We start from the raw sequence: 12,842 nt of genomic DNA on the forward strand, positions 1-12,842 counted from the left end.
GCCAGCTCAGGCAGGCGCCCGCTATGCCCGCGCCGATTATGGCGATGCGGCGCGGCGGGCGTGCGTCCTGCGCCTGTCCCGGAATATCCGCCTACCGCCGTTCGCGATTGCGCCCGAAGCCCCGCATTTAGCGCGCCGCACAGCCCGCCGCCATAAGTCCGCGCCGCACCGCGCCCGCCACGGTGAAGGTGGCCAGCCGCGCGCCGGGCGCGGCGTGATCGGCCAGAGCCTGCACCACGTCTTCGGCCCACATATCGGGATTGAGCGCGGGCGAAAAGCCGTCGAGAAACAGGGCGTCGGCCCGTCCATGCCATTGCGCCAGCGCCACGCGCACATCCATCAGGGCCAGGCTTAGGCTGGCGCTCCATTGCGGAAAGTCGAAACGCGCAAAGCCGCGCCGGGCTTTCGGCCATTGCGCCAGCAGCGGCTCGGCGATCGGCGCCAGCTCCGGCCACGCCGCCAGCGCGCGCGCGGCCTCATCGCGCGCCATCAGGAAGCCCTCGACGGAAAAGAGCGTCAGATGCGCGTCGGGCGCGCGCGTTTCGGACCAAAGCTTCAGGACAGCGGCGATGTTCAGGCCGGTGCCGAAGCCCAGCTCCAGCACGGTGAAGCCACGCCGCCCGCGCCAGCCGTCCGGCAGGCCGCAACCGTCGAGAAAGACCGCGCGCGATTCGGCCAGCCCATCCTGTAAAGAATAGTAGATGTCGCCGAAGCGTTCGGAGCGCGGCGCGCCGTCCTCGGCGAAATAGAGGCCGGGATCATGGCTCACGAGCTGGCGGCGGCGCTTTGTGCGGCGGCTGTATCCGCGCCCGGCGTCTCCGTGGCGCTGGGAGAAGCGGCCATGGCGGCCTCAACGGCGGCGGCGGCGTCCTGCGAGGCGGCGGCGTCGAGCGCGGCGTCCTCAGGCGTAGCGCTCGAGGCTTCTGTCGCAGCGGCGTCATCCTTGGGCTTGCAGCCGCTCAAAGCTGCGCTCAGGGTCGTCAGCGCCATCAGACCGGCGGAAACAATCAAAACTTTGCGACGCATGTTCGCCTCTGGATCAGAACGGAATCAGAAGCGCAGAATGCAGAAAAGGGCCGCGCAAGGCGACCCTTTTCCGTAATCTTTCGCCTGACGGCGGAAGGCTTAGGACGAAGCGGCGTCCGAAGCGGCTTCCGAAGCGTCCGAAGCGGCAGCCGAAGCGTCCATGGCGGCGTCGGAAGCGGCGTCCGAAGCGGCGGCGGCTTCGTCGGTGGCCGGAGCCTTCGGCGAGCAGGCGGCGACGGACAGAGCGGCGCCGGCGATGGCGGCGACCAGGGCGATGCGAACGATCTTGGAGGTCATGGATAAAATCCTGTTTCTATAGAGAGTGAGACCCGGAATGCGAAAGGTTCAGTTTCACATTCAGTTTTGTCTCCGCCTGAACGGATGGCCCGTCGGCGGATTTCCGTGGCGCTTCCATTTCTGGAAACGCCAGAAAATTACATCGACGACGCTTCAGCAGCGGCCGGCGAGGCCGAGGTGTCAGCGGCCATAGCCGAGTCGGTCGCGTCGGCGGCGGGCGCCATTTCCGAGCTGGCGGCGGTTTCGTCGGTCGTGGCGGCCGGCTTCGAGCAGGCGGCGACGGACAGAGCGGCCACAGCGGCGGCGGCGACGAGAGCGGTGCGGACGATATTGGAGGTCATGGATCCAAATCCTTGTTCTAAAACCAGAGCGTCAGGAAGCGAACCCTACGCCCACATCGCACTCATACCGAAAACGCCAGAGTCCCGCAAGGGGCTATTTCACGAAGCCGTGATCGTTATGTCGCGTTTTTCACAAATTTTCGCCGCATATGACGAAATAAGGCCGCAAATGCGTTAAGCTTTCACCATTTTGGGCGAACCGGAACGTCGAAATGTGACCGCAGATCGCCCGATCTTACGCGGCTTCAGCCGGTATGTTGTTGAGGGCCTCTTCCATTTCAAGGAAGCTCGGCTGCGATTCGCTGGGGATCGAGCCGCGGCCGATCTCGACCGAGATCTGCGCCGCATTGCCGTGCAGGTGGGCGACCAGAACCGACTGGATGATCTTGTAGAAGGCGCCCTCCTCATCGACCACCGCGGCCATGCGCGCGGCGAACGGCGCGACCAGACCATAGGCCAGGAACACGCCCATAAAGGTGCCGACCAGGGCGCCGCCGATCATGGCGCCGAGAATTTCCGGTGGCTCGGTAATCGAACCCATGGTCTTGATCACGCCCAGAACGGCGGCGACGATGCCGAGCGCCGGCAGGGCGTCGGCCATGTTCTGCAAGGCGTGCGACGGGGCCAAGGCCTCATGGTGATGCTTTTCGAGCTGCTTCTCCATCGCGTCCTCGACCTGATGCGGGTCTTCGAGGTTCATGGTCATCATGCGCAGCGTGTCGCAGATGAAGTCGGTGGCGAAGTGATCCTTCACGATCTTGGGGAAGCGGTTGAAGATCGAGGAATCGTGCGGCTTTTCGATATGGCTTTCCAGCGCGATCACGCCTTTCGACTTCATCGTCTTGGTCAGCAGGAACAGCAGCGACAAAAGGTCGCGGTAATCGGACGCCTTCCATTTCGAGCCGCCGAAAATCTTGCCGAACCCGCCGCCGACGCCCTTGATGGTCGTCAGGCTGTTGCCGATCAGGGTTGCGGCGACGGCCGCGCCGCCAATGCACATCAGTTCGTGCGGCGCGGCCTCGATCACCGGCGCGAGATTGCCGCCGGACATGATGTAGCTGCCGAAAACCGCACCGAAAAGAAGAACGACGCCAATGATCTGGAACATGAATAAAGACGACCCGCGACTCAAAAGATGCGGTCACTATCGCCATTAATCATTAAGGCCCGGTTTCAGCGTGACGGCGTTAACCGCATTTTTTTACCGTCACGAGGCGGATGGAGACGCCGTCACGGGCTGCGCCGCCGGGGCGGTCGCATTCACCATCGCCACGAAACGGTCGGCCAGATCGGCGCTCAGATAGCCGTCGGCGGCCAGATGATTCGCCCTTTGCCAGTCGCGGATCGCCTGGCGCGTGCCTGCGCCGATTACGCCGTCGATCGGACCGGGATCGAAGCCCGCCGCCTTGAGCGCCATTTGCGTCTTCTTGCGCTGATCGAGGCTGAGCGGGGGTTCGACCGGCCACGGCGTGACCAGGGGCGGCTTGCCCGCAATGCCGTCGGCGATCAGACCAACCGCCAGCGCATAGGCGGTGGAGTTGTTGTACTTGCGGATCACATAATGGTTGGGCAGGGCCAGAAAGGCCGGTCCCTTCGCGCCCGACGGCAGCAGCAGCGTCGCCGGCTCGTCCGCCTCGCCCGGCTTCCAGTAACCGCCGTCGGCGCGTTTGACGCCAAGGGCCGCCCACTGGGTCGGCGTCATCTTCTGCGTCTCGGACAGGTAGTCGTCAAAGCCGGTCGGCAGGATGACCTCGACCGCCCATTCCTCGCCCGGCTTCCAGCCCGCCTTGGAGAGGAGGTTCGCCGCCGAAGCCAGGGCGTCGGAGTCGGAATTCCAGATGTCGATCTTGCCGTCATGATCGCCATCGACGCCGAGCGACAGATAGCTGGACGGCTCGAACTGGGTCTGGCCCATGGCGCCCGCCCACGAGCCCTTGAGCGTGTCGCGGGAAATGTCGCCCTTTTGCAGGATGGTGAGCGCCGCCAGCAGTTCGCCCTCGAACAGATCGCGGCGGCGGCCTTCCCAGGCGAGAGTCGCCAGCGCCGTCACCACGTCAGTACTGCCCTGCACGCGGCCCAGATCGCTCTCCATCGTCCAGATGCCGCCGAGAATTTCAGCGGGTACGCCATAGGTCTGGACGATGCCCGGCACGTCCGGGTCGGCGGCCAGCTTGGCGCGGGCGGCGGCGGCGCGCGCGTCCGTCACGGTGTTGCGGATATAGGTTGAAAGCGGCTTGGAGAATTCCGGCTGCATCGAATCGGCGGCGGTGACGCTGGCCAGCGGCTGCACGCCCGACAGGACATTGGCGACGAACATAGGGTCGAAGCCCTTGGACGCCGCCTTGGCGATGAAGCCCTGACGCCACTGATCGAAACTCATCGCCTCCGGTTCTGTCGGTTGCGCGGGCGCAGGCGTCGCGGCGGGCGGCGCGGTCTCGGTCGCAGCCTCAGGAGCGGCGGTCTTTGCAGGCGCAGGCGCAGGCACAGGGGACGGCGCGGGCGGCAGGGCCGGTTGCGGCGTCGAGGTCGCGCAGGCGGTCAGCAGAAGGCAGGGGATGAGGTAACGCGCGCGCATGGAGGCTCCCGGACTTGCAATCCCTTGAGTCTAAACCGAAAGCATGACAGTTTCCAAGTCTGCGCCGCCGCATCGGCGGCTCACTTCGTCGTTATCGCGCTTCGTTATCGCGATTCAGGGCCTGATAATTCGCGACAAAGCGCCGGTCAGGCGTTGACAATTCTCCGCCCTTCCCCTATGTACCCGCGCTCTTACGGAGTTGGCCCATGCGCGCGACCGGTTAAAGGTTGTCCTGAAAAGCCCTTCCTGAACCGCCATTTTTAAAGACCGGGTGAAAACCAATGAAAGTCCGCAGCTCGCTCAAGTCGCTCAAGGGTCGCCATCGCGACTGCAAGATCGTGCGCCGCAAGGGCATCGTCTATGTGATCAACAAGACGGACCCGCGCTTCAAGGCCAAGCAAGGCTAAGCGCCTTTCGTCTTGCGACAGGAATTCAAAACCGCCTGAAGTTCGCTTCAGGCGGTTTTTCCATATGACGTCCCGGAGAGATGACAATGACGATCAAGGCGGTTCTGTTCGATGTCGGCAATGTCATTATTCGCTGGGATCCGGCCAACCTGTACAATCGTCTGATCGAAGACGCGGCGCGGCGGACGCGCTTTCTGACCGAGATCGCGACGATGGACTGGCATATGAATCACGACGCCGGGGTCAGTTTCGCCGACAACCGCAGGCCGCTGCTGAAAGCTCATCCCGATTTCGCCGCCGAGATCATCGCCTATGACGAACGCTTCGAGGAGATGCTGGGCGAGCTGATCGCCCCGACGATCCAGAACCTCGACGAGTTGAACGCCAAAGGGGTTCCGCTCTACGCCCTGACCAATATGCCGAGCGAAAAGGCGGCTATGGTGTTCGGCAAGAGCCATGTCTTCGACTATTTCCGCGACATCATCGTGTCGGGCGATGAAAAGCTGACCAAGCCGGATGCGGCGATCTATCACCTGACCCTGCAACGTCTCGGCCTGCACGCCGAAGCGGTGCTGTTCATCGACGACAGCGCCGCCAATATCGCCGCTGCGGACGCGCTGGGCCTTCAGACGCATCATTTCACGGACCCGGACGCCCTGCGCCCGCGGCTGATCGCCGAGGGTTTGCTGTAATCCATCCACAGCTTCCTGATTCGCAGCGTTGAGCCGGTGATTCGCATTGGCTATGGTTAAGCCAGCACGTTTCCACCGACAGGACATCATATCATGGCCGACGACGCCCCCTCCTTTGGCTCCGACGACGTCATTTCCGGCGCCGCCCAGACCCGCCTTCGCACCATCATTGAGCGCATCGAGCGTCTCGAAGAGGACAAGAAGGGCATCATGACCGACATCAAGGAAATCTATGACGAGGCCAAGGGCGAAGGCTTCGACGTCAAGATCCTGCGCAAGGTCGTGTCGATCCGCAAGAAGGACAAGGTCAAGCGCGAGGAGGAGGAGACTATCCTCGACCTGTACCTGACCGCCATCGGCGACCGATAAATCCTGTTGCCAATCCTGCGGACCGTCCTCATCTTGTTGGCATGAGGACGGTCTTTTCCTGTGTGACGCATGGCGTTTAAGGCGCCCGCCAAGCCGCTGAAGCGCGGCCAGCCGCTTGTGGCGCGCAAGGCGTTGGCGGCGAAGCCGCTCACGCCGGGGCAGGCGCGCGAGCAGGACAAGGCGGCCTTGCAGAAACGCACCCTGCGCGCACTGGACAAGGCGCGTCGGCTCGCCGCCGAACAGGGCGTCGATCTCAGCGACTGGGAGGACGACTTCCTCAACAGCGTGGCGCAACGGGTCAAGACCTATGGCCGCGCCTTTCGCGATCCCGACAAGGGCGCGATGAACGGAACTCTGAGCCTGCGTCAGGGCCTGAAGCTGCGCGAAATCCACAAGAAGGCGAAAAGCCAGCCTAAGGACGCATCTGATGACGATTGACCGGCGCGCTGTCATCGCGGGCCTGAGCCTTGCGCCCATACTGGCCGCCCTGCCCGCCGCAGCGGACGCCGCACCGCGCCGTAAGGAGGTGCTGGCCTTTTATTATGGCTGGTACGCGACCCAGAGCTATTCCGACATCGTGCTGCACTGGCCGCCGCAAGCGCCGATGCTGGATACGCCCGCCGACGGGCCTTATGACAGCCTCGATCCCGCTGTCATTCAGCGTCACGCCGGACAGGCGAAGGCCGCCGGGCTGACCGGGCTGGTCGCCTCGTGGTGGGGTCAGGGCGACCGCACCGACCGGCAGTTGCCTCTGTTGCTCGACGCCTGCCAGGCGCAGGGCTTAAAGGTCTGCGCCTATGTCGAGCAGGCCGACAGCGTCGATAGCGTGGCGAAGGACGTGCTGTATCTGCAAGCGCGCTATGCTGCGCATCCGGCCTGGCTGAGGCTGAACGACAGGCCGGTTGTGATGTTCTTCGATCGCCTGATGCAAAATCTCGGCCTTGATGGCTGGGATCAGGCGCGCAAGGCGATCGAGGCGAAGGCGCCGGGCGCTCTGGCCTTTATCGGCACGGCCAATGACGAAAAAGAAATTGCGGAGCGGCGCGATCATTTCGATGCCGTACATATCTATTCGCAGCAGTTCGCCGTCGCGCATCCGCATCTGTTCCGAGGCCTGTGGACGCGCGGCTATTATCAGGACTGGGTGCGCGCCCAGGCCGGACTGGCCGTGACCACCGCGACTGTGCTGCCGGGGTTTGATGATCATCTGGTCGAGGGCCGCACGGGCAAGCGCCCGATTGTCGAACGCGACGACGGCAAGGCGTATGGCGAACTGTGGCTCAACGCCAGCAAGGCCGATCCCGACTGGATCTTCGTCGTCAGCTTTAACGAATGGCACGAAGGCAGCGAGATCGAGCCTTCGACCCAGTATGGCGACAGCTATCTGAAGGCGACGGCGGACTACAGCCGCGCCTTTTTGACGGGAAAAGCGTAGTCAAACCCCTCGCCGCCTGTTAGCCTCGTTGCAAAGAATAAAACCAACAGGTTGAGAAGCATGACATCCCCTCCCCCAACGAACCAGCCCGGCTGGCTCGAAAAGCTCAGCTATGGCTCCGGCGATTTCGGCTTCAATCTGTACTGGACGACGATTTCGGCGTTTCTGCTGATCTTTTACACCGACAGTTTCGGGCTGAATGCGGCGGCGGCGGGAACGATGCGGCTGACCACCAAGATCGTCGATGCGGTGGTCGATCCGGTTATGGGCGCCGTGTCCGACCGCACGAAAACGCGCTGGGGCCGGTTCCGTCCGTGGTTGTTGTGGGGCGCGGTCCCGCTGGCGGCGTCGGGCGTGCTGACCTTTACGACGCCCAACCTCGATTCCGGCGCCAAGCTGATCTACGCCTATGTCACCTTCGCGCTGATGATGGTGATCTATTCGATCGTCAACATCCCCTATGGCGCCTTGTCGGGCGTGCTGACCAGCAACGGACAGGCGCGCACACAGATCAACAGCTTCCGTTTTGTCGGCGGCTTTCTGGGCGGAACCTTCACCACCTATATGACGCCGAAACTGGTCGGCTGGCTGGGCGGCGCCAATACGGTGCTGGGCTGGCAACTGACCATGGGGCTGTACGGCCTGATTGCGGTCGCCCTGTTCTTCAACCTGTTCCGCCAGACGCGCGAGCGCGTGGCCCCTGCGCACGAACAGCGCGTCAGCCCGTGGCGCGACATCGCCGACCTGACGCAGAACCGCCCTTGGATGGTGTTGTTCGCCCTGGCCTTGATCGTCATGGTGACGATTTCGACGCGCATGGGCGCCTCGGCCTATTATATGAAATACTATGTCGGCCAGCCGCAGAGCGTGGCGGGGTTTCTGACCGTCTATGGTTTCGCCCTGGCCGCCGGGTCGTTCCTGACGCCGCTGATGACGCGGTTTGTCGATAAGCGCACGCTGATGATCGTGCTGTTGATCGCGGTCGGCGTGCTGTCCTCGGCTTTTTACTTCATCCCCAAGGACCAGATCGGGCTGATGTACGGATTGCAGATCGCCATCGGCCTGTGTCTGGGGCCGAAATCGCCGCTGACCTTCGCCATGTACGCCGACTGCGCCGACTATACCGAGTGGAAGACCGGACGGCGCGCCACCGCCATGACCTTTTCCGCCGCCACCTTCGCGCAGAAGCTGGGCGGGGCGCTGGCCTCATGGGTGATCGGCCTGGTGCTGGCCAGCCTCGGCTATGTAGCCAACGCCGCGCAGAGCCACGCCTCGCAGACCGGGATCGTGCTGCTGATCAGCATCGTGCCCGGCGTCCTGGCGCTGGTCGCGGCGGCGATCATGATCTTCTACAACCTGTCCGACTCGCGCCTGAGCGCGATTCAGGCCGAACTCGCCGAGCGTAAAGCCCAGTCATGATTGATTTCGATTCGCGGCGTTGCCGCCTGACCTCGCCAACCGCGATGCCGCTGGCCGCGGGCTTTCTGTGGAACCCGCGCATGATGATCCACATGACGGCGCGCGGCTTCGCCACAGCCCAGTTCATGCAGCCGGAGCCAAGCAAATATGCGCGTGGCCCGATCCTGGAGCAGAAGCATTTCATGCTGCCGGAACAGGGCGTCTATGCCCACCATCCGGGCCGGTTCTTCTACGTCAAGGATCGCGAGGACGGCGCGCTGTTTTCAGCGCCGCACGAGCCGGTGCGCACGGCGCCGGACGCTTTCGCCTTCGAGGTCGCGCCGACCGAACTGAGTTGGCGCGTCGATAAGGGCGGCGTGCGCGTCGAGCTGCGGCTTGGCCTGCCGGTTGCCGACACGGTTGAATTGTGGGAGGCGCGGGTCATCAATCTTGATGCGCGTCCGCGCCGCCTGAGCCTCTACCCCGCCTTCCCGCTGGGTCTGATGAGCTGGATGAACCAGTCGGCGGATTTCGCCCCCGACCTGAACGGCGTCGTTGGACGCTGCGTCACCGGTTATCAGAAGGTCGAGGACTATTTCAAAAACAAGAGCCTGAAGGACATGACCGTCCTGCTCAGCGAGCAGACTCCGCTGGCTTTCGAGACGCGACAGGCGCGCTTTGAGGGCGAAGGCGGGCTGCACAGACCGGACGCGCTCAACGGCGCGCGCATGGAAAACGGCGTCGCGCTCTATGAAAATCCGATCGCGGCCATGCAGTTCGATCACGACCTGGCGCCGGGCGAGAGCGTCACCCACCGCTTCCTGTTCGGTCCGGCTTTCGACGTCGCCGAAGCGGCGGCGCTGAAAGCGCGCCATCTGTCCGAGGCCGGTTTCGCGGCGGCGCGCGCGGCCTATGCCGACCATATGGCGCAGGGACAGGGCGCGCTCAATGTAGATGGCGGCGACGCGCATCTGGACGCCTTCGTCAATGCCTGGCTGCCGCGTCAGGTCCATTATCACGCCGACACCCAGCGCCTCAGCACCGATCCGCAGACGCGCAATTTTTTGCAGGACGCCATCGGCGCGGTCTATATCCGGCCCGAATGGACGCGCGCCGTGTTGATCAAGGCGCTGTCGCAGCAACGCGAAGACGGCGCCATGCCCGATGGGGTGACGCTGTATGACGGCGCGGAACTGAAATATATCAATCAGATACCGCATTCCGACCACAGCGTCTGGCTGGCCCTGCTGCTGGAGGCCTATCTCGACGAGACCGACGATTATGCGGTGCTGGACGAAGGCGTGACGAGCGCGGACGGGCGGACCTTGAGTGTTCGCGAGCGCGTCTCAGCGGCGAATCAATGGTTGATCCATCACGTCGATCACCGCGGCCTGAACTTTATCGAACAGGGCGACTGGAACGATCCGATGAACATGGTCGGCTGGAAGGGCAAGGGCGTGTCCGGCTGGCTGTCCCTGGCAACGGCGCATTCGCTGCGGCTGTGGGCGGAGATTCTGGCGCGCGCCGGTCACGACGGCGATATGTACGCCGCCGCCGCCGAACGCTTCCGCGCCGCCTGCAACGCGCATCTGTGGGACGGCGACTGGTACGCGCGCGGCATTACTGACGACGATGTGCGTTTCGGCGTCCACAGCGATGCGGAAGGCGCGCTCTACCTCAACCCGCAGAGCTTCGCCCTGATGAGCGGCGCGGCGGACGCCGAGCAGGCCCTGCGCCTCGTCGCCGCCGTCGAGGCGCGGGCGGAGACGCCCTATGGCGTCGAGATGATCGTCCCGGCCTATACGCACATGCGCGAGGATGTCGGGCGGCTGACGCAGAAATTCCCCGGCGTGGCCGAGAATGGCGCGGTCTATAACCACGCCGCCATCTTCTATATCTATGCGCTGTACCAGGTAAAAGAGGCCGAAAAAGCCTTTGATCTGTTGTGTAAAATGCTGGTGGGGCCGGATACGCAGGACTATCTGCGGCGCGGACAGTTGCCGGTCTTCGTCCCCAACTATTATCGCGGCGCGCATCGCCAATTCCCGCAAGCCTCCGGCCGTTCGTCGCACCTGTTCAACACGGGCGCGGCTTCATGGCTGTACCGAACGGTGATCGAGGGGCTGTATGGGTTGAAGGGCGGGCGCGAAGGTCTGTGGGTTCGCCCGCAACTGCCGCAGAGTTGGGCCGGAGCGCGTGTGACGCGGCGGTTTCGCGGCGCGCTGTTCGAGATCGACATACGCCGGGGCAAGCCGGGCTTGAGCGTCGATGGCGTCGCACAGGCGGATAACTGCATCCGCAACATAGACGCGGGACGGACCTATCGCGTCGAGGTCATGATCTAAACCTAAAGCGTCTGGGCCGCGGGCCGCGCGCGCATGGCGATGAGCCAGCGCGTCAGATTGGGGCGGTCCTTTTCGATGCGCAGCCTGATGATGCGGGCGAAATCCGCCGCGCAGGCCGCGACGATGTCCGCCATGGTCAAGCGGTCGGCGCAGATAAAGTCGCGACCGTCAAGCCGCGCCTCAAGTTTCTCCGCAAAATCTTTAGCGGTGCTCAGGAAGTAGGCGGACGCTTCGGGATTGGGCGCCTCCAGAACCGCCAGGGCCGGATGGCTGAGGCGCGTGCCCCACATCAGCGGCAGGCCGAAATGCAGCTCGACGCGGCGCGTCCACATCTCGATCTCGGCGATCTCACGCGCATTGGCGCCGAACAGGTTGGGTTGCGGGTAAAGGCTTTCCAGATAGCGCCCGATGGCGAGGGATTCGGCCAGATAAGAGCCGTCGTCCAGCTCCAGCACCGGCAGGCCGTGCGCCTCCGCCCCGGTCAGCGCCGGGTGATCCTTGTGCTCCAGCTTCATGATGTCGAGCGTGACGACCGCGATGTCGGTTATCCCCTTCTCCGCCATCAGCCAGCGCACGCGGCGCGGATTGGGCGCGTAGTCGGCGACGTAGAGCCTCACAGCCCGTACACCGCGTTCGGCAGGGCGCCGACAATCGCCGCCGACAGGCAGGTGGCCAGGAAGCCCGACAACAGCGCCTTCCAGACGAGGCCGAGAATCTCAGGCCGACGCGACGGCATCAGGGCCGAGAATCCAGCCACCGAAATGCCGACCGAGCCGATATTGGCGAAGCCGCAGGTCGCGTAGGTCAGGATGATGCGGGTGCGCGGCGACATGTCGGCGAGCGGGATCGCCGCCAGTTTCAGAAAGGCGACAAACTCGGTCAGCACCATCTTAACGCCGAGAATCCAGCCGCCGGTCGCGGCCTCCTTCCACGGGATGCCGATCAGCCAGGCCAGAGGCGTGAAGATGGTTCCCAGAATGCGCTCGATGGTCAGGGGCTGGCCGCCGACCTGCGGGAAGGCGCCGAGGATCATGTTGAACAGCGCCACCAGCGACACCATGACGATCAGGATGGCGGCGATGTTCATCGCGACCATCATGCCGTCCTGCGTGCCTTTGGAGACGGCGTCGATGGCGCTGTCGTATTTCAGCGAGGAGGTGTAGTCGATCTTCTCCTCCTTGCGGTCGATCAGCTCCGGCACCATGATGCGCGCCAGAAGCACGCCCGCCGGGGCCGAGACGATGGCGGCGGCCAGAATATGTCCGCCCGCATTGGGCAGGACGTGGCTGAGGATCAGCACATAGGCCACCATGGTCGAACCCGACACATTGGCCATGCCGACCGTCATCATCATGAAGACTTCGGAGCGCGTCAGCTTGTCGAGATAGGCGCGGATGATGATCAGGCTTTCGACATTGCCGACAAAGATATTGGAGGCCACGCCGAGCGCCGAGGCGCCGCCCAGCCCGATCAGCTTTTCAAACACCAGACCGAAGCCGCGGATGATCCATTTCAGCACGCCCAGATGCCACAGCAACGCCGACAGCGCGGCGATGACCAGAATCAGCGGCAGCACCTGCAAGGCGAAAACGAACAGAGCGCCCTCATTGACCACCTGATAGGGCTGATCGCCGCCGCCCATATAGCCGAAGACGAACTGCATGCCCTGACTGGTCGCTTTCGACAGGGCGCTCATGCCCGCGCTGATCGCCTCCAACAGGCCGTGCGACTGCGGAATGGCGAACAGGATCAGGATCAAAGCGACCTGCACCGCGATGGCGCCCGCGGCCAGACCGAACGGAAATCTGGCGCGGTTCTCGGACAATGCCCAACACACCGTAAGAATGACCGCAATGCCAAGCAGAGCTTGAAGATTCTCCGGTCCGTAATGCAAATTCATCCGCGCTTTTCCTGAAACAGCCGAAGATGGGTTATCCAATATCAATTGAAACCTTGG

General features: G+C 63.6%; 15 protein-coding genes. 7 read left to right on the forward strand and 8 right to left on the reverse strand.

Annotated elements, in window-relative coordinates:
• Positions 1 to 127: 127 nt before the first annotated feature.
• The 6 genes from mnmD to ACTHLA_RS12760 all read right to left on the reverse strand — a co-directional run bounded on the left by mnmD (position 128) and on the right by ACTHLA_RS12760 (position 4,239).
• Entirely contained in the window at positions 128 to 769 is a 642-nt protein-coding gene (mnmD, locus tag ACTHLA_RS12735; RefSeq protein ID WP_440189762.1) for a tRNA (5-methylaminomethyl-2-thiouridine)(34)-methyltransferase MnmD, read from the reverse strand.
• A complete protein-coding gene (locus ACTHLA_RS12740) occupies positions 766 to 1,026 on the reverse strand; it encodes a hypothetical protein (protein ID WP_440189765.1) in 261 nt (86 codons plus the stop codon). Before ACTHLA_RS12740 ends, mnmD begins: the two co-directional genes overlap by 4 nt.
• 99 nt (positions 1,027 to 1,125) lie before the next feature.
• The gene (locus ACTHLA_RS12745) at positions 1,126 to 1,323 is read right to left on the reverse strand and encodes a hypothetical protein (protein ID WP_440189768.1); all 198 of its coding nucleotides are present in this window, start codon (positions 1,321 to 1,323) and stop codon (positions 1,126 to 1,128) included.
• 137 nt (positions 1,324 to 1,460) lie between these two features.
• Entirely contained in the window at positions 1,461 to 1,664 is a 204-nt protein-coding gene (locus ACTHLA_RS12750) for a hypothetical protein (RefSeq protein WP_440189771.1), read from the reverse strand.
• A gap of 235 nt (positions 1,665 to 1,899) precedes the next feature.
• Positions 1,900 to 2,772: a flagellar motor stator protein MotA gene (motA, locus tag ACTHLA_RS12755; protein ID WP_440189774.1), complete on the reverse strand. Its 873-nt coding sequence runs from the start codon at positions 2,770 to 2,772 to the stop codon at positions 1,900 to 1,902.
• Between the two features lie 99 nt (positions 2,773 to 2,871).
• Positions 2,872 to 4,239 (reverse strand): lytic murein transglycosylase, encoded by a 1,368-nt coding sequence (locus ACTHLA_RS12760; RefSeq protein ID WP_440189777.1) that lies wholly within the window; start codon positions 4,237 to 4,239, stop codon positions 2,872 to 2,874.
• 281 nt (positions 4,240 to 4,520) lie between these two features.
• Between ACTHLA_RS12760 and ykgO the strand changes: the two genes are divergently transcribed.
• From ykgO to ACTHLA_RS12795, 7 genes are all read left to right on the forward strand, one after another.
• Positions 4,521 to 4,646, forward strand: a complete 126-nt coding sequence (gene ykgO, locus ACTHLA_RS12765; protein ID WP_090644072.1) for a type B 50S ribosomal protein L36 — start codon at positions 4,521 to 4,523, stop codon at positions 4,644 to 4,646.
• A gap of 86 nt (positions 4,647 to 4,732) precedes the next feature.
• Positions 4,733 to 5,338, forward strand: a complete 606-nt coding sequence (locus ACTHLA_RS12770; RefSeq protein WP_440189781.1) for an HAD family hydrolase — start codon at positions 4,733 to 4,735, stop codon at positions 5,336 to 5,338.
• 93 nt (positions 5,339 to 5,431) lie between these two features.
• Entirely contained in the window at positions 5,432 to 5,707 is a 276-nt protein-coding gene (locus ACTHLA_RS12775; RefSeq protein ID WP_440189783.1) for a DUF2312 domain-containing protein, read from the forward strand.
• Positions 5,708 to 5,776: 69 nt separating this feature from the next.
• A complete protein-coding gene (locus ACTHLA_RS12780) occupies positions 5,777 to 6,145 on the forward strand; it encodes a hypothetical protein (RefSeq protein WP_440189786.1) in 369 nt (122 codons plus the stop codon).
• The gene (locus ACTHLA_RS12785; RefSeq protein WP_440189789.1) at positions 6,135 to 7,142 is read left to right on the forward strand and encodes a glycoside hydrolase family 99-like domain-containing protein; all 1,008 of its coding nucleotides are present in this window, start codon (positions 6,135 to 6,137) and stop codon (positions 7,140 to 7,142) included. Before ACTHLA_RS12780 ends, ACTHLA_RS12785 begins: the two co-directional genes overlap by 11 nt.
• 60 nt (positions 7,143 to 7,202) lie before the next feature.
• Entirely contained in the window at positions 7,203 to 8,561 is a 1,359-nt protein-coding gene (locus tag ACTHLA_RS12790; protein WP_440189792.1) for an MFS transporter, read from the forward strand.
• The gene (locus ACTHLA_RS12795) at positions 8,558 to 10,885 is read left to right on the forward strand and encodes a GH36-type glycosyl hydrolase domain-containing protein (RefSeq protein ID WP_440189795.1); all 2,328 of its coding nucleotides are present in this window, start codon (positions 8,558 to 8,560) and stop codon (positions 10,883 to 10,885) included. The genes ACTHLA_RS12790 and ACTHLA_RS12795 overlap by 4 nt, the downstream gene beginning before the upstream one ends.
• 2 nt (positions 10,886 to 10,887) lie before the next feature.
• Here the strand turns inward: ACTHLA_RS12795 and ACTHLA_RS12800 are convergent, their stop codons facing one another.
• Both ACTHLA_RS12800 and ACTHLA_RS12805 read right to left on the reverse strand, forming a co-directional pair.
• Positions 10,888 to 11,502 carry a glutathione S-transferase family protein gene (locus tag ACTHLA_RS12800; RefSeq protein WP_440189798.1) on the reverse strand — a complete coding sequence of 205 codons (615 nt, stop codon included), beginning with the start codon at positions 11,500 to 11,502 and terminating at the stop codon, positions 10,888 to 10,890.
• A complete protein-coding gene (locus ACTHLA_RS12805; RefSeq protein ID WP_440189801.1) occupies positions 11,499 to 12,785 on the reverse strand; it encodes a NupC/NupG family nucleoside CNT transporter in 1,287 nt (428 codons plus the stop codon). Before ACTHLA_RS12805 ends, ACTHLA_RS12800 begins: the two co-directional genes overlap by 4 nt.
• Positions 12,786 to 12,842 lie beyond the last annotated feature (57 nt).

This window comes from Asticcacaulis sp., from assembly GCF_051956075.1.
Lineage (GTDB): Bacteria > Pseudomonadota > Alphaproteobacteria > Caulobacterales > Caulobacteraceae > Asticcacaulis.